The sequence below is a fragment of the Janthinobacterium fluminis genome (assembly GCF_028595325.1).
Taxonomy (GTDB): domain Bacteria; phylum Pseudomonadota; class Gammaproteobacteria; order Burkholderiales; family Burkholderiaceae_D; genus Janthinobacterium; species Janthinobacterium fluminis.
This window is the reverse complement of the sequence record NZ_JAQQXR010000009.1, coordinates 183467-202451: the sequence shown is the minus strand read 5'-3', so window position 1 is coordinate 202451 and position 18985 is coordinate 183467. Positions and strand designations below refer to the sequence as shown.

21 protein-coding genes are annotated in these 18985 nt (G+C 67.5%); 11 read left to right on the top strand and 10 right to left on the bottom strand.

Going from position 1 to position 18985, the window contains the following annotated elements; all coding sequences use genetic code 11:
• The 3 genes from OIK44_RS20815 to OIK44_RS20805 all read left to right on the top strand — a co-directional run.
• The coding region (locus OIK44_RS20815) for an acetate kinase (RefSeq protein ID WP_273673575.1) at positions 1–1047 on the top strand (1047 nt) is incomplete at its 5' end.
• 26 nt (positions 1048–1073) lie between these two features.
• Positions 1074–1328: a hypothetical protein gene (locus tag OIK44_RS20810; RefSeq protein ID WP_273673574.1), complete on the top strand. Its 255-nt coding sequence runs from the start codon at positions 1074–1076 to the stop codon at positions 1326–1328.
• A 79-nt stretch (positions 1329–1407) separates the two neighbouring features.
• Positions 1408–2382 (top strand): MBL fold metallo-hydrolase, encoded by a 975-nt coding sequence (locus OIK44_RS20805; protein WP_273673572.1) that lies wholly within the window; start codon positions 1408–1410, stop codon positions 2380–2382.
• A gap of 46 nt (positions 2383–2428) precedes the next feature.
• Here OIK44_RS20805 and OIK44_RS20800 read toward each other — a convergent pair whose 3' ends face one another.
• Both OIK44_RS20800 and OIK44_RS20795 read right to left on the bottom strand, forming a co-directional pair.
• On the bottom strand, positions 2429–3484 hold the full coding sequence (locus tag OIK44_RS20800) for an alkene reductase (RefSeq protein ID WP_273673582.1): 1056 nt from the start codon (positions 3482–3484) through the stop codon (positions 2429–2431).
• Positions 3485–3504: 20 nt separating this feature from the next.
• Positions 3505–3801 (bottom strand): ArsR/SmtB family transcription factor, encoded by a 297-nt coding sequence (locus OIK44_RS20795; RefSeq protein WP_273673571.1) that lies wholly within the window; start codon positions 3799–3801, stop codon positions 3505–3507.
• A 262-nt stretch (positions 3802–4063) separates the two neighbouring features.
• Between OIK44_RS20795 and OIK44_RS20790 the strand changes: the two genes are divergently transcribed.
• On the top strand, positions 4064–4297 hold the full coding sequence (locus tag OIK44_RS20790) for a hypothetical protein (protein WP_273673570.1): 234 nt from the start codon (positions 4064–4066) through the stop codon (positions 4295–4297).
• 78 nt (positions 4298–4375) lie between these two features.
• Here OIK44_RS20790 and OIK44_RS20785 read toward each other — a convergent pair whose 3' ends face one another.
• Positions 4376–4735, bottom strand: coding sequence for a DUF1304 domain-containing protein (locus OIK44_RS20785; RefSeq protein ID WP_273673568.1), 360 nt, complete (start codon positions 4733–4735; stop codon positions 4376–4378).
• 179 nt (positions 4736–4914) lie between these two features.
• On the opposite strand from OIK44_RS20785, the gene sugE reads away from it, so the two are divergent.
• Positions 4915–5235 carry a quaternary ammonium compound efflux SMR transporter SugE gene (sugE, locus tag OIK44_RS20780; protein ID WP_273673566.1) on the top strand — a complete coding sequence of 107 codons (321 nt, stop codon included), beginning with the start codon at positions 4915–4917 and terminating at the stop codon, positions 5233–5235.
• Positions 5236–5248: 13 nt separating this feature from the next.
• On the opposite strand, the gene OIK44_RS20775 is transcribed toward sugE, so the two are convergent.
• On the bottom strand, positions 5249–6010 hold the full coding sequence (locus tag OIK44_RS20775; RefSeq protein ID WP_273673563.1) for a substrate-binding periplasmic protein: 762 nt from the start codon (positions 6008–6010) through the stop codon (positions 5249–5251).
• Between the two features lie 93 nt (positions 6011–6103).
• Between OIK44_RS20775 and OIK44_RS20770 the strand changes: the two genes are divergently transcribed.
• Both OIK44_RS20770 and OIK44_RS20765 read left to right on the top strand, forming a co-directional pair.
• On the top strand, positions 6104–6433 hold the full coding sequence (locus OIK44_RS20770) for a DMT family transporter (RefSeq protein WP_420213873.1): 330 nt from the start codon (positions 6104–6106) through the stop codon (positions 6431–6433).
• A gap of 5 nt (positions 6434–6438) precedes the next feature.
• On the top strand, positions 6439–7050 hold the full coding sequence (locus OIK44_RS20765) for a LysE family translocator (RefSeq protein ID WP_273673559.1): 612 nt from the start codon (positions 6439–6441) through the stop codon (positions 7048–7050).
• 17 nt (positions 7051–7067) lie between these two features.
• Here OIK44_RS20765 and OIK44_RS20760 read toward each other — a convergent pair whose 3' ends face one another.
• Positions 7068–8027 (bottom strand): M14 family metallopeptidase, encoded by a 960-nt coding sequence (locus OIK44_RS20760; protein ID WP_273673557.1) that lies wholly within the window; start codon positions 8025–8027, stop codon positions 7068–7070.
• A gap of 142 nt (positions 8028–8169) precedes the next feature.
• On the opposite strand from OIK44_RS20760, the gene OIK44_RS20755 reads away from it, so the two are divergent.
• Positions 8170–9300, top strand: a complete 1131-nt coding sequence (locus OIK44_RS20755; RefSeq protein WP_273673556.1) for an acyltransferase family protein — start codon at positions 8170–8172, stop codon at positions 9298–9300.
• On the opposite strand, the gene OIK44_RS20750 is transcribed toward OIK44_RS20755, so the two are convergent.
• The 3 genes from OIK44_RS20750 to OIK44_RS20740 form a co-directional block, all read right to left on the bottom strand.
• A complete protein-coding gene (locus OIK44_RS20750) occupies positions 9297–9761 on the bottom strand; it encodes a hypothetical protein (RefSeq protein ID WP_273673554.1) in 465 nt (154 codons plus the stop codon). The two genes, OIK44_RS20755 and OIK44_RS20750, sit on opposite strands and share 4 nt — an antisense overlap.
• A 114-nt stretch (positions 9762–9875) precedes the next feature.
• Positions 9876–10751: a pirin family protein gene (locus OIK44_RS20745; protein WP_273673552.1), complete on the bottom strand. Its 876-nt coding sequence runs from the start codon at positions 10749–10751 to the stop codon at positions 9876–9878.
• Positions 10752–10800: 49 nt separating this feature from the next.
• Complete coding sequence (locus OIK44_RS20740; RefSeq protein WP_273673550.1) at positions 10801–11400, bottom strand: FMN-dependent NADH-azoreductase; 600 nt, start codon at positions 11398–11400, stop codon at positions 10801–10803.
• A gap of 113 nt (positions 11401–11513) precedes the next feature.
• Between OIK44_RS20740 and OIK44_RS20735 the strand changes: the two genes are divergently transcribed.
• Positions 11514–12419 (top strand): LysR family transcriptional regulator, encoded by a 906-nt coding sequence (locus OIK44_RS20735; RefSeq protein WP_273673548.1) that lies wholly within the window; start codon positions 11514–11516, stop codon positions 12417–12419.
• Between the two features lie 20 nt (positions 12420–12439).
• Here the strand turns inward: OIK44_RS20735 and asd are convergent, their stop codons facing one another.
• Positions 12440–13285 carry an archaetidylserine decarboxylase gene (gene asd, locus OIK44_RS20730; RefSeq protein ID WP_273673547.1) on the bottom strand — a complete coding sequence of 282 codons (846 nt, stop codon included), beginning with the start codon at positions 13283–13285 and terminating at the stop codon, positions 12440–12442.
• A gap of 172 nt (positions 13286–13457) precedes the next feature.
• Between asd and OIK44_RS20725 the strand changes: the two genes are divergently transcribed.
• Positions 13458–15674, top strand: a complete 2217-nt coding sequence (locus tag OIK44_RS20725) for a TonB-dependent receptor plug domain-containing protein (RefSeq protein ID WP_273673545.1) — start codon at positions 13458–13460, stop codon at positions 15672–15674.
• Positions 15675–15857: 183 nt separating this feature from the next.
• Here OIK44_RS20725 and OIK44_RS20720 read toward each other — a convergent pair whose 3' ends face one another.
• Complete coding sequence (locus tag OIK44_RS20720) at positions 15858–17504, bottom strand: GMC family oxidoreductase (protein ID WP_273673543.1); 1647 nt, start codon at positions 17502–17504, stop codon at positions 15858–15860.
• Positions 17505–17722: 218 nt separating this feature from the next.
• Between OIK44_RS20720 and OIK44_RS20715 the strand changes: the two genes are divergently transcribed.
• A complete protein-coding gene (locus OIK44_RS20715; protein ID WP_273673541.1) occupies positions 17723–18961 on the top strand; it encodes a DEAD/DEAH box helicase in 1239 nt (412 codons plus the stop codon).
• Positions 18962–18985: the final 24 nt, after the last annotated feature.

Below are 18985 nucleotides of genomic sequence, written 5' to 3'. Positions count from 1 at the left end.
GCGGCCGACGGCGCGGCCGCGCCTGCCGCCGAGGCGGGCGCGCCGGCGCCCGGCGCCGCCGTCGGCCGTCCGCGCGTCGCCAGCGGCCGCCCGCCCGAGGTCGCCCCCCTGTTCGAGCAGCCGGGCGTGCTGACGCCGAAGGGGAAATATGTGCTGGAGCCGTCCGCCCAGTTCGGCTACTCGTCGAGCAACCGGGTGGCGCTGGTCGGCTACACCATCATCCCGGCCCTGCTGATCGGCCTGGTCGACGTGCGCGAAGTCAAGCGCAACACCTTTACGGCGGCCCTGACGGGACGTTTCGGCGTCAGCGGGCGCCTGGAGATCGAGGCGAAACTGCCGTATGTCTACCGCTCCGACGCCACCGTCAGCCGGGAAATCTTCACCGGCACCGCCGTCGAGCGCGTCTTCGACACCAGTGGCAAAGCGCTCGGCGACGTCGAGCTGGCGGCGCGCTATCAGCTCAACAACGGCGGCGCCGACCAATCGTATTATGTGGCCGGCCTGCGCTTCAAGTCGCGCACCGGGCGCGACCCCTTCGATGTCGTCACCGACTGCGCCCGCCGCTGCATCGGCGAAAACGCCACCGGCACCGGCTTGCCGCTGTCCTTGCCGACCGGTTCCGGCTTCTACTCGCTGCAGCCCAGTCTGACCTGGTTATACCCGTCCGATCCGGCCGTCTTCTTCGGCAGCGTCAGCTATTTGTACAATTTCAAGCGCCGCAACGTCAGCCGCACCGTGCTGAACGGCGAAACGGAGGCGCTGGGCACGGTCGAACCGGGCGCGGTGCTGGGCTTTAACTTCGGCATGGGCCTGGCGCTGAACGAAAAAGCCTCACTCAGCATAGGCTACGACCACAACACGATAGGGCGCACCAGGCAGAATGGCGCCGTCGTGCCCGGTTCCGTCCGCACGCAACTGGGCACGCTGCTGATCGGCTATTCCTACCGCCTGAGCAACAACAAGACACTGAACATTGCCGTGGGCGCCGGCCTGACGCGGGACACGCCCGACGTCACGCTGTCCGTGCGCCTGCCGATGACCTTTTAACCGCAATCATCCACGGAGTGCCAACTATGCAGATACACAGCACAGCATCGCGATTCGACGGGAGCAACGCCAGAAGCGACACGGCCACGGCCGAACTGGTCGAACGCGGCGTCGAATTCCACAAAACCTTGGGCAAGACGGTCGCCACCGCCTATTTCAAGAAGCAAAACCTGCCCGTGTCCGTCATCGAACGCATCCTCAATGTGTCGGCGCCGCGGCGGGCGGCGCAGGCGGGGCCGCCCGCCAGCGGCCCCGGGCCGGCGCCGCGGCCGTTTTCCTGAGTGAAAAAGTGCGGCGCTGCACGGCGGCGGATTCGGCGATATAGTGTCATTTCTTTCAATAATTCAGATAAGGAAAAAAATGAGCGCATTCATCTACAGGCCGGCGCGCACCGCCGCCTTCCTTGCCGCCCTTGTCGCCGCCACGCTGACGGCAACGCCCGTGCTGGCCGCCGCCCCCATGGCAAAAACCAATGCGCCCGGCTATTTCCGCCTCATGCTGGGCGATGTCGAGGTGACGGCGCTCAGCGACGGCACCGTTGTCTTGCCGGTGAATAAGCTGTTGACCCACACGACGACGGCGCATGTGGACCAGAAGCTGGCGCAATCCTTCCTGGCCAGCCCGCTGGAAACGTCCGTCAACGCCTACCTGATCAACACCGGCGACAAGCTGGTGCTCATCGACGGCGGCGCCGGCACGCTGTTCGGGCCGACGCTGGGCAAGCTGGTGGCGAATCTGAAGGCTTCCGGCTACCAGCCCGAGCAAGTCGATGAAATCTACGTCACCCATATGCATTCCGACCACGTGGGCGGCTTGGCCGCGGGCGAGCAGCGCGCCTTCCCGAACGCCGTCGTGCGCGCCGACAAGCGCGAATCGGACTACTGGCTCGACCCGGCGAATCTGGCCAAGGCCAGCGCCGACAAGAAGGGATTTTTCCAGGGCGCCGTGGCGTCGCTGGGGCCGTATGTGAAGGCGGGTAAATACCTGCCCTTCGAGGGGAATGTCGAGCTGGTGCCGGGCGTGCGCGCGTATGCCAGCAAAGGCCACACGGTCGGGCACAGTAGTTATATGGTTGAGAGCAAGGGACAGAAGTTGCTGCTGATCGGCGACCTGATCCACGTCGGCGCCGTGCAATTCGACGAGCCGGACGTCACCATCAGCTTCGACGGCGACGAACAAGCCGCCGCCGCCGAGCGTAATAAAACCTTTGCGGCCGCCGCCGGCGCGGGCTACCTGCTGGGCGCGACGCACCTGTCTTTCCCCGGCATCGGCCATGTGCGGGCGCAGGGCAAGTCTTACCGCTGGGTGCCGCTCAACTACACGCAACTGCCCTGAAGCGGGCGCCGCCGCCCGGAGCGGGCATCCGGGTCGGCGGCCCGGCCTAGGCCAGCGCGGGGTAGTCGGTGTAGCCCTCGGCCGTCGGATGGTAGAACGTGGCCGGGTTCGGCTGGTTCAGCGGCGCATCCGTTTCCAGCCGGCGCGGCAAGTCCGGATTGGCGATGAACAAGAGCCCGAACGCGATGGCGTCCGCCTCGCCGGCCGCCAGCACCTGCTCGGCGGTGCGCTTGTCCATTTTCTCGTTGGCGATGTAGACGCCGCCGAATTCCCGTTTCAGCAGCGGACCGAGGCGGTTGTCGCCGACGGCTTCGCGGGCGCAGATGAAGGCGATGCCGCGCTTGCCCAACTCGCGCGCGACGTAGCCGAAGGTGGCCAGGGGGTCGGAGTCGCCCATGTCGTGGTCGTCGCGGCGCGGCGCCAGGTGCATGCCGACGCGCTCGGCGCCCCAGACTTCGATGCAGGCATCGGTTACTTCCAGCATCAGGCGGGCGCGGTTTTCAAGCGAGCCGCCGTAGGCGTCCGTGCGCAGGTTCGTGCTGTCCTGCAGGAACTGGTCGAGCAGGTAGCCGTTGGCGCCGTGGATCTCGACGCCGTCGAAGCCGGCCTTCTTGGCGTTTTCCGCGCCCTTGCGGAAGGCGGCGACGATGCCCGGCACTTCCTCCGTGTCCAGTGCGCGCGGCGTCACATAGGCGCGCCGCGGACGCACCAGGCTGACGTGGCCGCGCGGACCGATCGCGCTGGGCGCCACGGGCAGGGCGCCGTCGAGGAAGATCGGGTCGGACACGCGGCCGACGTGCCACAGTTGCAGGAAGATCAGGCCGCCTTCCTCATGCACGGCCTGCGTCACCGCCTTCCAGCCCTCGACCTGCGCGTCGGACCAGATGCCCGGCGTGTCCGCGTAGCCGACACCTTGCGGGGTGACGGAGGTGGCCTCGCTGAGGATCAGGCCGGCCGAGGCGCGCTGGCGGTAATACTGCGCCATCAGCGCGTTCGGCACGCGGCCGGCGCCGGTGGCGCGCGAGCGCGTCAGCGGCGCCATGATCACGCGGTTTTTCAGTTGCAGGTCGCCCACGGCGATCGGATCGAATAAGTTTGCCATCATGTTCCCTTTTTAAGATGCTACAGCCCGTTGTTCATATGTGCGAGGAAGGCCTGGATGGTTTCCTCGTTGCGCTTGAAAAAATTCCATTGCCCGACCTTGCGCGACGTCACCAGGCCGGCTTTTTGCAAAATCGCCAGATGGGCCGACACGGTCGATTGCGACAGCCCGACGCGCTTGTCGAGCAGGCCGGCGCACACGCCGAACTCCAGCGGGTGGTCCTGCTCGGCAAAATACCGCTCCGGCTCCTTCAGCCATTGCAACACCTGGCGCCGGACCGGATTGGCCAGGGCTTTGTGGATTGCATCAATTTCCATTTGGTTTAGCTCAATTCGTCGTTTGACGATGTATTTATCGGGTTTGTTCAATTTCAGTATCGTCATATTACGATATAAATGGAAGGCGTGCACGGGCTGGCGATTTCTTGAAGGAGGCGCGGGGGGCGGACTTATCAAATATGGAATTACTTATTGACAAACATTTGCACATTGGTAATATTGCGGGTGTCGGCGGAAGCGCACTGATGGCCGCCGCCGACGTCAATCCATGCATCATTAACCATTATAGAAGAGACAATATATGCACCCATTTTCCTTGAATGAAGAGCAAGTAAAACAAGTTAGCGGCGGCGGCTTGCATGGCCAAACGTCGGCCATGGTCGGCGAAGAGGGCGGCACCAGCAGTCTGATGCACGAAGGCGGCGGCATCAGCAATCTGATGCTCGAAGGCGGACAATTGCCACCGGGCCACGCTGGCGGCCCCGACCTGCCGGTGACAGAGTGCCCGGCACCGCCGCTGCCGCAAACCATGTAAGACGCCGTCCTGGATCGCATCGCCAAGCCGCTGTCGCGCTTGGCGATGTCCGCAACTGTCCCGCCAGCTTCCCGCCAGCTAGGCCAGTTGCCGCAGGGCCAGCGCCAGCGCGGCCGGCACGGTCTGGATGAACAAGATGCTTTTCTTCACGGTGATTGCGCCCCACAGCCCGGCGACGGCGACGCAGACGAGGCCGAACAGGCTGAACGCGTCGGCGATGACGGCGTCGGGGTGGAACAGGCCCAGCGCCAGCGCCGCCACCAGAAAGCCGTTGTAGCACCCTTGGTTCGACATGGCCGGACGGACGATCTCGGCCTTTTCCGCCGTCAGTCCGAAGACGCGGCGCCCGCGGCTGTCGAACAGCAGCGTTTCCAGCAAGACGATGTAGACGTGGACCAGCAAGACCAGTCCGGTGACGATTTGTGCCAGCAGTAACATCCAATGCTCCCCTGAGATGAGATAACGATCGTTCGCCGCTGCCAGCTTAGCGCATCGCTGGCGGGCTGGGCGGGATTTTCTTGCCGGTGCTATACTCGGGGCTCTTTTGCTCCTGTGGGGACGACCCCGCTTGATTCGGGGGCCGGGTAGGGACGACCTTGCCATAAAGGGAGCATCCTATGACCTGGGGAATTTTGTTTTTAGCCGGCTTGCTGGAAATCGGCTGGGCCATCGGCCTCAAATACAGCGCCGGCTTCACCCGCCTCGTGCCCTCCGTGCTGACGGCCGCCTCCATGCTGGGCAGCGTCGTCATGCTGGGCCTGGCGCTGCGCACCTTGCCGCTGGGTACGGCCTATGCGATCTGGACCGGCATCGGCACCATCGGCACGGCCATCTTCGGCATCATGGTGCTGGGCGAACCGGCCGGCGTCGCGCGGCTGCTGTGCATCGCCGTCATCGTCGCCGGCATCCTCGGCTTGAAAATACTCTCGCCCCATTGAGGCCGGCGCGGCCTCAGCGGCCGCCGGCCCAGTGCCGGTAGATGCGCGCCAGTTCGCCGTTGGCGTGCAGGCGGTCGATGGCGCGGCCGACGATGGCCGCCGCGGCCGGATCGGTATGCTTGCTGATCCAGAAATAGATCGGCTCCTCCTTCAGCACGCCCGGCAACAGCCGCACCTTGCCGGCGACGGATTCGGAACGCAGCAACCATGTCATGCTCAGCTCGTTCATATAGAAGAAGCGGCCATGTCCGGCGGCCACCTTCTTCAAATTGACGAGGTTGTCGCCGGTGCTGTCGTCCACTTCCAGGCCCAGCACCCGCAATTGCTCGGAATAACTGGCGCCGCGCGCCGTGTTGATCAGCGGCTTGAGCTTGAGCAGCTCGTCGAAGTTGCGCGGCATGGCCTTGTCGCCGATGGCGGCGGCCAGGCGGTGCCGCACCGTATACAGGGGCTGGCCGACGAGGCGGGCGATGTTCCGCCGCCGCGGCGTGTCCAGCAGCGCGCAGGCGGCGTCGATGACGCCGTTTTCCAGCGACTGTTCGATCACCGGCAGCGAGCGGTAGTCGGTGTGGCCGGTGAAGCGCAGGCGCGGCTCGGTTTTTTCGATGGCCGCCAGAATGTCCGGGCACAGGCCGTCCATGCGGCCGTTGCGTATCACCCATTTCGGCGGAATGCTTTCCTGGGCCAGCACGCGCAGCAGCAGGGGCGCGGGGGCGGCCACGGCGATGCCCGCCAGCGCCAGGGACGCGAGAAAGAGGTTCGCCAGCTTGTTCATATTATTGTCTCCTGGTAGTGATTGTAGCCCCCGGGAACGCGCCGCGCCAGCGCACCCTTTTATCGAGAGAAAGGAAACACCATGACCGCCGCAATGAGCTACCTCTACCTTGGCGTCGCCATCGTCGCCGAAGTCATCGCCACCAGCGCCCTGAAAGCGTCCGACGGATTCAGCCGCCCGCTGCCGAGTATTGTTACAATCGGCGGCTATGCGCTTGCGTTCTGGTGCCTGTCGCTGACGATGCGGACGTTGCCCACTGGAATCGTGTACGCGATCTGGTCCGGCGTCGGCATCGTGCTGATCTCGGCGGTCGGCTGGATCTGGTTCAAGCAGACGCTGGACCTGGCGGCCCTGCTCGGCATGGGCTTGATCATCGCCGGCGTCCTCGTCATCAACCTGTTTTCCGGCTCGGCCGGCCATTAAGAAATATGAAACTCTATCCCCTGTTCGTCCTCATGGCCACGGCCACCGTCTTCAGCCCCGGCCCGGGCGTCGTGATGACGCTCACCAACGCGCTGCGCTACGGCTTGCGCGGCAGCATAGGCGGCATCCTCGGCATCGCCTGCGGCGCGCTGCTCGTCGCGCTGATCTCGGCCACCAGCCTGGGCGTCGTGCTGGCCACCTCGGCGCTGGCCTTCACGGCCCTTAAATTCGCCGGCGCCGCCTACCTGGTCTACCTCGGCATCCGCCTGTGGCGCGCGCCGGCGTTCCAGTTCGCCGAGCAGCTGGCGCAGCCGGCCGGCTTCGGCCGCCGCTTCGCCGAGGGCATCTCCCTGCAACTGACCAACCCGAAGGCCATCTTCTTTTTCCTCTCCGTGTTCCCGCAGTTTATCGACGCTTCGGCGCACTACGCCGCCCAGTTCAGCGCCCTCGTGCTGACCTACGCCGCGCTGGTCGTGTTGATCCACTGCCTGTACGCCCTGTTCGCCCAGCGCGCCCGGGGTTGGCTCGTGTCGGAGCGGGGCGGGCGCCTCTTCAACCGGGCCGGCGGCGCCACCTTCGTCTGCTTCGGCGCGCTGCTGGCCACGGCCAGGCGCTGACGCGGCCCGGCGGCCGGCTACCGCGCCGGATTCGCCCGCGCCAGATAAAACCACTCGGCGCCGGCCGCCGCCGCGCTGTCGGGGAACAGGATGCGGCCGTCCGCCTCGGCCAGCACGGCCGTGCCGTCGGCGCGCCGGCCGATCAGCTGGCCCCGGCGCAACGCGTCGAAACTGCGCCAGTCGCGGCAAAACGCGTCGCCCGCGTCCACCTTGTCATACACGGCGACCATGCTCAGCGCCTCGATGGCGGCGGCATCGACCGGCGGCGCCGCCGTCTCCCCGAGCAAGCCGAGAAAGGCCAGGGCGTTCCTGAGCGCCCGGTACGCCACCTGCGGCGCGGCCGGGTCGGCGTGCTGGCCGCACTCCAGCGTCAGCGCGTAACCGCCGCTCGCACGCATATACTCGGTCGTGCCGACGCCGTGGCGCAGCGCCAGGCCGACATCGGCGCCCGCGCCGGCGCGGCGCCGCACGCCGGCGCCGTAGGTGGCCAGCCAGCCGTCGACAAAGCGGCGCACGCCGAGCCGGCGCGCCAGCGCGCGCTCCTGCGCCGCCTGCGCGAACGGCTCGTCCGGGCCGGCGTTGTCGGGCGGGCCGAGCATGACGAAAGGCTCGCCCGGCGCGTTAAACGAATGCAGATCGAGCAGCACATCGTGGCGCGCCAGCAAGGGGCACAGCCAGTTGGCGACGCGGTCCTCGAAATCGCCGGGCGCTTCGGAGGGAAACAGATTGCGGTTCAGGTTGCGCTCGCCAATGCGCTCGCCCCTGGCATAGGCCAGCGGGTTGGCGACCGGCACCAGCGTCAGACTGCCGGCGGCGATACTGAGCGCGCCGCCGTCGAGCTCCGCCATCAAACGCCGTATCGCCTGCGTGCCGCAGGTTTCGTTGCCGTGCACGGCGCCCAGCACAATCAGGCGCGGACCCTGGCCCTGGCCGGAATAATTGACTGAGGTGAAATGCAAGGCGCTGCTGGCTGACATAGGGGCGATCGGAACAGGGGAGGGGATGAGAGAACATTTTAGCGGCAATGCGCGCGGCGCATGAAACAACTGGCCAAGCCGGCGCCGTCGTGGCATCATCGGCCTCCGCCGACCCGGCATGGCGACAGCGCCCGAACCCGACATGACAGACAGCAGCGCCACCCGCCCCCGCATCCACGGACTCGACACACTGCGCGCGTTGGCCATCGTGCTGGTCTTCCTGAACCACTACCAGCTCTTCGTCAGCGCCGCCGCCTTCGGTCCGCTGGGTGCCGTCGGCTGGATGGGCGTCGACCTGTTCTTCGGCCTCAGCGGCTACCTGATCGGCGACCAGATCCTCGCCGCGCTGCGCGGCGGCCGGCCGTTCTCGCTGACGCACTTCTACGCCCGCCGCCTGCTGCGCACGCTGCCCAATTTCTACTGCGTGCTGGCGCTGTACGCCTGCTGGCCCGCCTTCCGCGGCGACGCCGCCATGCTGCCGCTGTGGAAATACCTGACCTTCACGCAAAACATCAACCTGAGCCCCGGCACCGCCTTCTCGCACGCCTGGTCGCTGTGCGTCGAAGAACAATTCTACATGCTGCTGCCGGCCCTGGCGCTCCTGATCGCCGCGCGCCGACGCTCGCTGCGCTGGGCCTGGGGTGCCATCGCCGCCGGCATCGTCGCCGGCATGCTGGCGCGCGCCTACCTCTGGGACGAGCAGGTCGGCCACGCCCGCGGCGGCCTGAGCTACTACAAATACATCTACTACTCGACGCTGTGCCGCTTCGACGAACTGCTGGCCGGCGTCGCGCTGGCCCTGCTGAAAAACCACCACGCGCGCCTGTGGAGCCGCCTGAGCGCGCACGGCAACGCCGCGCTGCTGGCGGGCGCGGCCGGCGCGGCGCTGAGCGCCTGGCTATTCCACGCCGACCGGTACGGCTACGCCGTCACCGTCTTCGGCTACCCGCTGCTGGCGGCCAGCGTGAGCCTGGTGATTGCCGCCGCGCTCAGCCCCGCGACTGTGCTGTGCGCCGCCCGCGTACCGGGGGCGGCGCAACTGGCGGCGTGGTCCTACGCCATCTACCTGACGCACAAACAACTGTGCATCCTGCTGAAACCGCAATTGCTGGCATTGGGCGTGGCGCCGGACACGGCGGCGGCCCAACTGATCTCGGCGGCGGCCAGCGTCGGCGCCGGCTGCCTGCTCTACCGGCTCATCGAAACCCCGTTCATGCGCCTGCGCCGGCGCTACCTGCCGGGGCGCGGCGCGGCGCCGGCGCTGCCGGCCTAGGACGGCAACTCAATCACATCGAAGGGCGACTGCATCTGCGCCAGGAAAACGAGCAGACTGCGCGCCCGCTCGGCGCCATCCTCATCCTGCGTGCTATCGATGGCGGCGCGCAGACCGGGCAGCGCCTCCTGCGTATGCGGGCTGCGGAAAGCGGCGACCAACAACAGCGCCAACTCGGCGGCGTTGCCGTTGCGGCGCACACGCTCCTCCAGCACAGCGAACAGCGCGCGCTGCATGCGCGGCGTCGGATGGCGGATAAAGGCAAACACCGTCGGCGTATTCGCGATGGCCGCGCACAGGCGGCGCTCCACCTCGTCCGGCTTAACGTCCGAAGCGATATCAAAATAAGCGGCGTTCCAGCGCGTGCGCGCATACGGATGGCCGGGCGGAAACGAGTCAACGGTATCGAAACCGCACACCCGGCTCAAATGCTTGAGCCACGCAAAAAGAGAAGAAGGCATAGCGAGATTCTAGCCGCAAACCAACAATGGGGTCAGGTCTAGACATGGCGGTTTTACTGTGGTTTTTTTGGTAAAACCGCCATGTCTAGACCTGACCCCAGGGGGTGAAGCAATTTATTCGCCGAGGCGGCCGGCGCGGTAGTCGTCGATCGCTTCGAGTAGTTGCGCTTCGGTGTTCATGACGAAGGGGCCGTGCTGGGCGATCGCTTCGTTCAGCGGCCGCCCCGCTATCAGGATCAGCCGGCTCGCTTCGTCGGCGTGGATGTGCACGCCGTCCGCCCCCGCCGTGTTGGCCAGGATCGCCATGCGCGCCGCCGGCACCGCCTTGTCGCCGACGCGGACGCTGCCCCGGTAGGTGTAGAAGAAGGCGTTGTGGCCTTCCGGCAGCGCCTGGCTGAAGCTGGCGCCCGCCGGCAGTTCGATGTCGAGGTAGAGCGGCTCCGTGACGTCGCGCTGCACGGCGCCGGCCACGCCGTGGCTGTTGCCGGCGATGACTTGCACGGTGACGCCCTCGGCGCTGGTGTAGCGCGGCAGTTCCGCGTTCGGGAAGTCGCGGTACCAGGGTTGGCACATTTTGTCGCGCGCCGGCAGGTTGAGCCACAGTTGGAAGCCTTCCATCGCGCCTTCTTCCTGTTCCGGCATTTCCGAGTGGATCACGCCGCGCCCCGCCGTCATCCATTGCACGCCGCCGCTGCTGAGCAGGCCCTCGTGGCCGGCGCTGTCTTTGTGGCGCATGCGCCCGGCGATCATGTAGGAGACGGTTTCGAAGCCGCGGTGCGGGTGGGCGGGGAAGCCGGCCAGGTAGTCGTTCGGTTTGTCGCTGGCGAAGGCGTCGAGCATCAGGAAGGGGTCGAGGCGGCGTTGCAGCGCTTGCGTCAGCACCCGGTTGATTTTGACGCCGGCGCCGTCCATGACGGCTTGGCCGGCGACGACGCGTTCGATGCCGCGCCCGTGTTGCACGTGTTCTCTTGTCTGTGTCAGTTGTGTCATGCCGTTCTCCAGTGTGTTGAGCCGCGCAGCGCCCGTCCCCCGCAGGGGTTTATACGAGCACGGCGTTGATGTCGGCGTCCGCCTGCGCCTGGGCGCGCGCCACCGCTTCCGGTCCCATGCCCATGCCTTCGGCGTAGATGAATTGCACGTCGTCGAGGCCGACGAAGCTGAGGAAGGCTTTCAGGTGCGGCACCTGGGCGTCGCGGGCGGCGTCGCGGTGCATGCCGCCGCGGGCCAGGGCGACGTAGACTTTTTTGCCCGTCAGCAGGCCGACCGGGCCGTTTTCCGTGTATCGGAAGGTGACGTTGGCGCGGGCGATGGCGTCGAACCAGCTTTTCAGTTGCACGGTGATGCCGAAGTTGTACATCGGCGAGCCGATGACGATGGCGTCGGCCGCCTGCACCTGGGCGATCAGGGCGTCGTCGAGGGCGACGCGGGCCGCCTGCTCGGCGTTGCGCTGGGCGGCCGGCGTGAACAGGGCTTGCAGCGTCGCCTCGTCGATGACCGGATGGGGCTGGGCGGCCAGGTCGCGCCGCGTCACGCTGGCGCCGGGCGCCGCGGCGCCAAGGCGGGCGACGATGGCGTCGGCCAGGCGGGTCGATTCGGAACCGTTGCTGCGGGCGCTGGAATTGATTTGCAGGATGTTCATGGTGTGTTCTCCGTCGTTGGGGGTGTGGATTCGATGGGAGAACTTTAACAGTTCCAAATTCCATGGGGAAGCCGTTAAAATGGATAACATTAAACCGTATATGGAACAATGTGATGGATCTGGACCCCAGTGATTTGTTGTTATTCGCCCGTATCGTCGAGTGCGGCAGTTTCAGCCGCGCCGCCGTCCGCGTCGATTTGCCGAAGTCGACGGTGTCGCGCCGCATCGCGCTGCTGGAGGCGAAGCTGGGCGAGCGCCTGCTGCAGCGCACCACGCGCAAGCTGGTGTTGACGGAGTTCGGCGCCAGCCTGCTGGAGCACGCCAGCAAGGTGGCCGAGGAGACTGAGGCGGCCGTCGCGCTGGCGCGGCACCGCCAGCTGGCGCCCAGCGGCCGCCTGCGCATCTCGATGCCGGCCGATTTCGCCAATTTGTCGATGGGCCAGGTGCTGGCCGCGTTCATCAGCCGCTATCCGGCCATTTCGCTGGAGCTGGACTTGTCGCCGCGGCGCGTCGATCTATTGGCGGAAAATTTCGACCTGGCGATACGCATGGGCGAGCTGCCCGACGACGCCAGCCTGGCGGCGCGGCGCGTCGCCTTCAGCACGCTGGGCCTGTACGCGGCGCCGTCCTACCTCGGCGTGCGCGGCTTGCCGGAGCATCCGGACGAGTTGTTCCGCCATGATCTGTTGAGTTTGCCGCCGACGACGAACGGCCTGTCGCGCTGGGTTTTATTGCGCGGTAAGACGCGCTGGACGCGCGATTTGCCAACCCGCCTGCTGGCCAATTCGCCCGAGCTGCTGGTGCGCATGGCGTGCACCGGCGTCGGCATCGCCGCCAGCACCGAGCGTTTCGCCGCCGCCTACCTGGCCAGCGGCGAGCTGGTGCGGGTCTTGCCCGAATGGTGTTTTCCGACCGTTAACGGCTGGGCCGTCTTTCCCGGGCGCCGGCTGATGCCGGCCAAGACCCGCGCCTTCCTCGACATCATGGAAGAAATGTACGACGCCGGCGCCGGCGCCTGAGGCCCCGGCCGGCGCCGGGATCAGCCCAGCGCCGCCATCGCCTCGCCCAGGCGCACCGGCCCGGCCGGCTGCCAGGCCGGGTTGAAGCGCAGCGTGTCCTTGGGGAACAGCATGACGACGGTCGAGCCCAGCAGGAAGCGGCCCATCTCCTCGCCTTGCTTGAGGGTGATATTGCGCTCCGCGTAGCTCCAGCTTTGGATGGCCGGCGCGCGCGGCGGGTTGACGACGCCGTGCCAGACGGTGGCCATGCTGCCGACGATGGTCGCGCCGACCAGCGTCATGACGAAGGGGCCGGCGGCCGTGTCGAAGACGCAGACGACGCGCTCGTTGCGGGCGAACAGGCCGGGGATGCCGCGCGCCGTCGTCGGGTTCACCGAGAACAGCTCGCCGGGAATGTAGATCATGCGCGTCAGGCGGCCGTCGCAGGGCATGTGGATGCGGTGGTAGTCGCGCGGGCTCAGGTAGAGGTTGGCGAAGCTGCCGTGCTGGAACTGGGCGGCCAGCGCGCTGTCGCCGCCGAGCAGCGCCGTGGTCGTGAAATCGTGGCCCTTGGCCTGGAAAATCTGCTCGTCGCGGATGGCGCCGAACTGGCTGATGCGCCCGTCCACGGGGCACAGGTAGTCGGCGCGGGCCAGCGGGCGGGCGTCCGGGCGCAGCGCGCGCGTGAAGAAGTCGTTGAAGCTGGCGTAGTTGGCGATGTCCGGATCGAGCGCCTCGTCCATGTTGACGTCGTAGCGGCCGACGAACCAGCGGATCAGCCGGGTCGTCATGGCGCCGCCCTTGGCGCCGGCGATGCGGCCGGCGAAGCGGGTCAACGCCCCTTTGGGGAGCAGGTACTGGGGCAGAACGGCAAGACGGTCGGACACGATAGGGGGCCTTAGACATGGACGAAGCCGAATTATAACGGCGCCGGCGGGGGCCTGGATGAAATCGCTGCCGGCGCGGCGTTTCATTTTTACGAATATTTCCCCGATAGCAAGACAAAGCGGGAAAACTCAAGCACAATACGGCCCTTTCTCTTTTGCCTCCCTTGCCCCCATGCCTTATCGCTATTTTTCCGCCCGTTTGACGCTCGCCGCCGCAGCCGTCCTGACCGCCTGGAGTGCCCAGGCCCAGCAGGCGCCGGGCGCGATCCAGCCCGAGGCGCCGGCGGTGCCGCTGGCACCGCAGCCGGCGCCGCAGCCGGCCGCCGCGCCGGCCATGCAGCAGGTCGAGGTCAGGGGCAGCAGCGCCAGTTACGACCCGCGCCGCGACGACACGGCCAGCAAGATCGTCGTCGGCAGCGAGGAAATCCTGCGCTACGGCGACACCTCGGTGATGGACGTGTTCAAGCGCTTGCCGGGCGTGACCGTGGCCGGCGGCGCCATCCGCATGCGCGGCCTGGGCAGCTACACGCAGATCCTGCTCAACGGCGAACGGGCGCCGGCCGGTTTTTCCATCGACACGCTGGCGCCCGACCTCATCGAGCGCATCGAGATCATGCGCGCGGCCAGCGCCGAATTCAGCACCCAGGCCATCGCCGGCACGATCAACATCGTGCTCAAGAAGGCCGTCAAGGCGCGCCAGCGCGAAGCGAAGCTGTCCTTGGCCGAGGGCGGCGTCTACCAGACCGCCTACGGCAACGTGCAACTGTCCGACCGCGACGGCGGCTTTTCCTATTCGCTGTCCGGCGGCGGCTACCGCAACCACTACGACCAGACCAGCCGGACCGTCGAGTCGGGCGATGCGCCGGACGGCACGCCCACGCTGCTGCGCCGTGACACGGGGCGCGGCGTCGGCCGCAACGACGGCATCAACGTGGCGCCGCGGCTGAACTGGGCGCTGGCGAACGGCGACACGCTGACCTGGCAAAGCTTCCTCAACGTCAACCGCTCGCAGGGCCGCTCCGACGACCAGGCCGATACCGTGCTGGGCCGGGCCGCCACCTACGGCCGCGAGGAACAGCGGCGCCACAACCACAGCGGCTTCGGCCGCAGCGACCTGAGCTGGGTGCACAAGCTGGCCGGCGGCGCCAGGCTCGACCTCAAAATTGGCGGCCAGCTCAGCCGCAGCACCGTCGACACGCACAATCTCGGCTGGCACGACGACGGCGGCGCCGTCACGCTGGAGCGCCGCGTCGCCACCGTCTCGACGGAAAAAGGCTTCAGCAGCACCGGCAAGTACGCCACGCCGCTGGCCGAGGGGCACGCGCTGGCCCTCGGCTGGGACGGCGGCAGCAGCACGCGCGACGACACCCGGCGCCAGCGCGAGCGCGACCTGCCGGGCAGCACGCCCGTCAACAGCGACGAAGGCTTCACGGCGACGGTGCGGCGGCTGGCGCTGTACGGCCAGGACGAATGGACCATCACGCCGCGCTGGTCGGTCTACGCCGGGCTGCGCTGGGAGGGGCTGGACACGCGCAGCGACAGCCAGGCCTACGACAGCGTGCAGCAGCGCAGCAGCGTCTGGAGCCCCCTGCTGCAAACGCTGCTGAAACTACCCAACGGCAAAGACCAACTGCGCTTCGCGCTGACGCGCACCTACAAGGCGCCGTCGACGTCCAGCCTGATCCCGCGCCGCTTCACCTCGAACAACAACAGCCAGAACGAACCCGACCGCCGCGGCAATCCCAACCTCAAGCCGGAACTGGCGCTGGGGCTGGACGGCTCCTACGAGCACTACTGGGCCGACGGCGCGCTGCTCAGCGCGAGCGCGTCCGTGCGCCGCATCGACGGCTACACGCGCCAGGGCCTGGTGCTGGAAAACGGCCGCTGGCTGTCGTTGCCCGTCAACGACGGCCGCGCCCTCAGCCGCAGCATCGAACTGGAAGCCAAATTTCCCCTGAGCGCGCTCGTCGCCGGCGCGCCGGCCGTCGACCTGCGCGCCAGCGTCAGCCGCAACTGGTCGCGCGTCGACGCGGTGCCGGGGCCGGACAACCGGCTCGACCAGCAAACCCCGCTCAGCGTCGTCGCCGGCCTCGACTACAAAGGGGCGGGCGGCGTCTTCAGCGCCGGCGGCAGCTTCATCTTCAAAAACGGCGGGCCGGTGCGCATTGGCGAACACGAGCGCGCCTACGCCCAGGTGCGGCGCGACCTCGACATCTACGCGCTATGGAAATTCGACGCCAAACAGCAACTGCGCGTGGCGCTGCTGAACCTGCTGGGCCAGGACGACTACAGCCGAAGCAGTTACACGGACGTCGACGGCACACAGACGCGCGCGACGGCGACGCCGGGCCGGACCCAAGTGCGCGCCACGCTGGAAATCAAGTTCTAAACAGGGGAGGGGGCTCGCCCGCCGCAAACCGCCATGTCTAGACCTGACCCCAGCATCAGGACAAACTGGGGTCAGGTCTAGACATGACGGTTTTGCCGTCGGCTGCGCGGGCTGCGTCGTCGGCGATGGTGGTTTTTTTGCCACAAACCGCCATGTCTAGACCTGACCCCAGGGGTGGGGCAACTATTGGCTGGCGCCTTGGCCGCTGTGTTGCCGCTGCGCCCACGCCTGGACGATCATGTCGGCCGCTTTTTCGGCGATCATGACGGTCGCCGCTTGGGTGTTGCCGCCGATGAGGGTCGGCATGATCGAGGCGTCGCCCACGCGCAGTCCGTCCAGCCCGTGTACTTTGAGTTGCGCGTCGACGACGGCTTGCCCGTCTTGCCCCATTTTGCAGGTGCCCGCCGGCTGGTGCAGGGTGTCGGCTTTGGCGCGGATGAAGGCGCGCAGGGCGTCGTCGCTTTGGACTTCGGCCCCGGGGTAGAGTTCGCCGCCGCGGAAGCGCTCAAACGCTTTTTGCGCCAGGATGCGGCGCGCCGCCTTGACGCCGTGCAGCAGCGTGTCGAGGTCGTCGGGGTGGGAGAAGTAGTTCGGGTCGATCAGCGCCGCGCCGCCGGGATCGGCGCTGTTGAGGTCGATGTGGCCGCGGCTTTTCGGCCGCAGCCCGGACACGTGCAGGGCGTAGCCGTGGCCGAACAGCAGGAAGGCGGCGCGCGCCAGTGCGCGCCCTTGCTCGTCCGGCTGGGCCGGCGTGAAGTGTAGTTGTAGGTCGGGCAGGGCCTGGCCGGCTGCGCTTTTGATGAAGCCGCCGGCTTCGGCGCCGTGGGCGGTTAGCGGGCCGTTGCGAAACAGGAGGTAGTTCAGCAGGTGTTTGCCTTGCATTAGCGCCTTGCGCAGCGCGCCGCCCAGCGATTGCGCCGCCGCGCAGTGGTGCACGATGAGGATGTCGAGGCGGTCTTGCAGGTTTTGCCCGACGCCGGGCAGTTCGTGCCGCGGCGCGATGCCGTGGCGCCGCAGTTGCGCCGCCGCGCCTATCCCCGAGAGCATCAGTAGTTGCGGCGAGTGGACCGCGCCGCCGCACAGGATCACTTCGCGCGCGGCGCCGAGGTCGCGGCGCTTGCCCCCCTGGATGTAGGCGACGCCGCTGGCGCGCTTGCCGTCGAGTAGCACCTGGCTGGCGCGCGCCCCCGTCAGCACCGTCAGGTTGGCGCGCCCGCGCACCGGTTCCAGGTAGGCGCGCGCGACGCCGCAGCGCGCGCCGTTTTTCTGCGTCACCTGGTACAGGCCGGCGCCTTCCTGGCAGGCGCCGTTGAAGTCCTTGTTGCGCGCGTAGCCGGCGTCGGCCGCGGCCTGCAGGTAGACGGCCGATAACAGGCTGGGCAGGCGAAGGTCGGCGACGCCGAGGGGGCCGCCGACGCCGTGGTAGTCGCCGCCGCCCCGTTCCTGGTGCTGGGCGCGCTTGAACAGGGGCAGCACGTCGGCGTAGCCCCAGCCGGCGTTGCCCAGCGCGGCCCAGTGGTCGTAGTCGTGGGCGTGGCCGCGCGTGTAGACGGCGGCGTTGCTGGCGCCGCCGCCGCCCAGGCTCTGGCCGCGCGGCCAGTACAGGCGGCGCCGGTTCAGCTGGGCCTGCGGCTGCGTGTAGTGGCGCCAACTGAATACTTTGCTGAGCAGCATGAACATCAGGCCGACCGGCGTGCGGATGACGGGATTGCGGTCGGCCGGGCCGGCTTCCAGCAGGCAGACCGACACCGCCGGGTCCGCCGACAGGCGGTTGGCCAGCACGCAGCCGGCAGAGCCTGCGCCAACGATAATGTAGTCATATCTTGTCATGCGCGTCGCCTCCATTGGTGTGCGCTGTTCGTTCGATTGCATGGCTTTGTAGTTAATAATACAAGCTTTTCGCGCCCGCGCCTGGCATGTAGTGGTATTGGCCGGCCCGGCCGTGCCGGAGGGGCGCGGCGGGCATCGCTTATAATCGCGCTAGAGCGGCGCCGCGGCGTCGCGCCAGTTCCCACACCGCAGTTTTGTTTTCAAGGTAGTCCCATTCAATGACGTTTCTCTCCCTCGGCCTGATCGATCCCCTGCTGCGCACCCTGGACGAACTCGCTTACAGCACGCCGACGCCGGTGCAGGCCAAGGCCATTCCGGCCGTGCTGGCCGGCCGCGACCTGATGGCCGCCGCCCAGACCGGCACGGGCAAGACGGCCGGCTTCGCCTTGCCTTTGCTGCAAAGCCTGACCTTGGCCGGCCAGGTGGCGCCGCAGTCGGTGCGCGTGCTGGTGCTGGTGCCCACGCGCGAGTTGGCCGAGCAAGTCTATGACAGCTTCCGCCGCTATGGCAGCAAGCTGCCGCTGCGCTCCTATGTCGCCTATGGCGGCGTGCCCATCGAGCCGCAGTTGAGTAAATTGCGCAAGGGTTTGGATGTGCTCGTCGCCACGCCCGGCCGCCTGCTCGACCTGTATGGCCAGAATGCCGTCAAGTTCGACCAGGTGCAGACGCTGGTGCTCGACGAGGCCGACCGTATGCTCGACCTGGGCTTCGCGCGCGAGCTCGACGTCGTCTTCGCGGCGCTGCCGGCGCAGCGCCAGACCCTGTTGTTCTCGGCCACGTTCTCGGCGCCGATCCGCGCCTTGGCCGGCAAGCTGCTGCGCGATCCGCTCAGCATCGAGGTCAGTCCGCGCAACAGCACCGTCAAGAGCGTCAAGCAGTGGGCCATCCCGTGCGACAAGAAGCGCAAGCCGGAATTGTTTTGCCATCTGCTCAAGAGCCGGCGCTGGGGCCAGGTGCTGGTCTTCGTGAAAACCCGCAAGGGCGTCGAGCATCTGCTGGCCCATCTGCTGGAGCAGGGCGTGCGCGCCGATGCCATCCACGGCGACAAATCGCAGCCGCAGCGTCTGCGCGCGCTGGCCCGCTTCAAGGCGGCCGAGGTGCAGGTGCTGGTGGCCACCGACGTCGCTGCGCGCGGCCTCGACATCGACGCTTTGCCGCAGGTCGTCAATTTCGATTTGCCGACCGTCGCCGAGGACTATATCCACCGCATCGGCCGCACCGGCCGCGCCGGCGCCAGCGGCGAGGCCGTTTCGCTGCTGTGCGCCGACGAGGTCGACTTGCTGGCCGCCGTCGAGGCCCTGACCCGGCAGACCCTGCGCCGCGTCGAGGAGCCGGACTTCGAGGCCGAGCACCGGGTGCCGGCGACGGCCGCCGGCGGCGCCGTCGTCAAAAAGGCTGTCAAGGTGCAGACGCCGAAGGCGGCGGAGCGCGCCAGCAAGCGCCGCTTCTACCGCTAAGCAAGCGTGCCGCATAGCGCCGCG

Excerpts from the sequence above, each read along its gene's own strand:
- OIK44_RS20810 (WP_273673574.1), top strand. The coding sequence starts at position 1,074 with ATGCAGATACACAGCACAGCATCGCGATTCGACGGGAGCAACGCCAGA.
- OIK44_RS20805 (WP_273673572.1), top strand. The coding sequence starts at position 1,408 with ATGAGCGCATTCATCTACAGGCCGGCGCGCACCGCCGCCTTCCTTGCC.
- OIK44_RS20800 (WP_273673582.1), bottom strand. The coding sequence starts at position 3,484 with ATGGCAAACTTATTCGATCCGATCGCCGTGGGCGACCTGCAACTGAAA.
- OIK44_RS20795 (WP_273673571.1), bottom strand. The coding sequence starts at position 3,801 with ATGGAAATTGATGCAATCCACAAAGCCCTGGCCAATCCGGTCCGGCGC.
- OIK44_RS20790 (WP_273673570.1), top strand. The coding sequence starts at position 4,064 with ATGCACCCATTTTCCTTGAATGAAGAGCAAGTAAAACAAGTTAGCGGC.
- OIK44_RS20785 (WP_273673568.1), bottom strand. The coding sequence starts at position 4,735 with ATGTTACTGCTGGCACAAATCGTCACCGGACTGGTCTTGCTGGTCCAC.
- sugE (WP_273673566.1), top strand. The coding sequence starts at position 4,915 with ATGACCTGGGGAATTTTGTTTTTAGCCGGCTTGCTGGAAATCGGCTGG.
- OIK44_RS20775 (WP_273673563.1), bottom strand. The coding sequence starts at position 6,010 with ATGAACAAGCTGGCGAACCTCTTTCTCGCGTCCCTGGCGCTGGCGGGC.
- OIK44_RS20770 (WP_420213873.1), top strand. The coding sequence starts at position 6,104 with ATGAGCTACCTCTACCTTGGCGTCGCCATCGTCGCCGAAGTCATCGCC.
- OIK44_RS20765 (WP_273673559.1), top strand. The coding sequence starts at position 6,439 with ATGAAACTCTATCCCCTGTTCGTCCTCATGGCCACGGCCACCGTCTTC.
- OIK44_RS20760 (WP_273673557.1), bottom strand. The coding sequence starts at position 8,027 with ATGTCAGCCAGCAGCGCCTTGCATTTCACCTCAGTCAATTATTCCGGC.
- OIK44_RS20755 (WP_273673556.1), top strand. The coding sequence starts at position 8,170 with ATGACAGACAGCAGCGCCACCCGCCCCCGCATCCACGGACTCGACACA.
- OIK44_RS20750 (WP_273673554.1), bottom strand. The coding sequence starts at position 9,761 with ATGCCTTCTTCTCTTTTTGCGTGGCTCAAGCATTTGAGCCGGGTGTGC.
- OIK44_RS20745 (WP_273673552.1), bottom strand. The coding sequence starts at position 10,751 with ATGACACAACTGACACAGACAAGAGAACACGTGCAACACGGGCGCGGC.
- OIK44_RS20740 (WP_273673550.1), bottom strand. The coding sequence starts at position 11,400 with ATGAACATCCTGCAAATCAATTCCAGCGCCCGCAGCAACGGTTCCGAA.
- OIK44_RS20735 (WP_273673548.1), top strand. The coding sequence starts at position 11,514 with ATGGATCTGGACCCCAGTGATTTGTTGTTATTCGCCCGTATCGTCGAG.
- OIK44_RS20725 (WP_273673545.1), top strand. The coding sequence starts at position 13,458 with ATGCCTTATCGCTATTTTTCCGCCCGTTTGACGCTCGCCGCCGCAGCC.
- OIK44_RS20720 (WP_273673543.1), bottom strand. The coding sequence starts at position 17,504 with ATGACAAGATATGACTACATTATCGTTGGCGCAGGCTCTGCCGGCTGC.
- OIK44_RS20715 (WP_273673541.1), top strand. The coding sequence starts at position 17,723 with ATGACGTTTCTCTCCCTCGGCCTGATCGATCCCCTGCTGCGCACCCTG.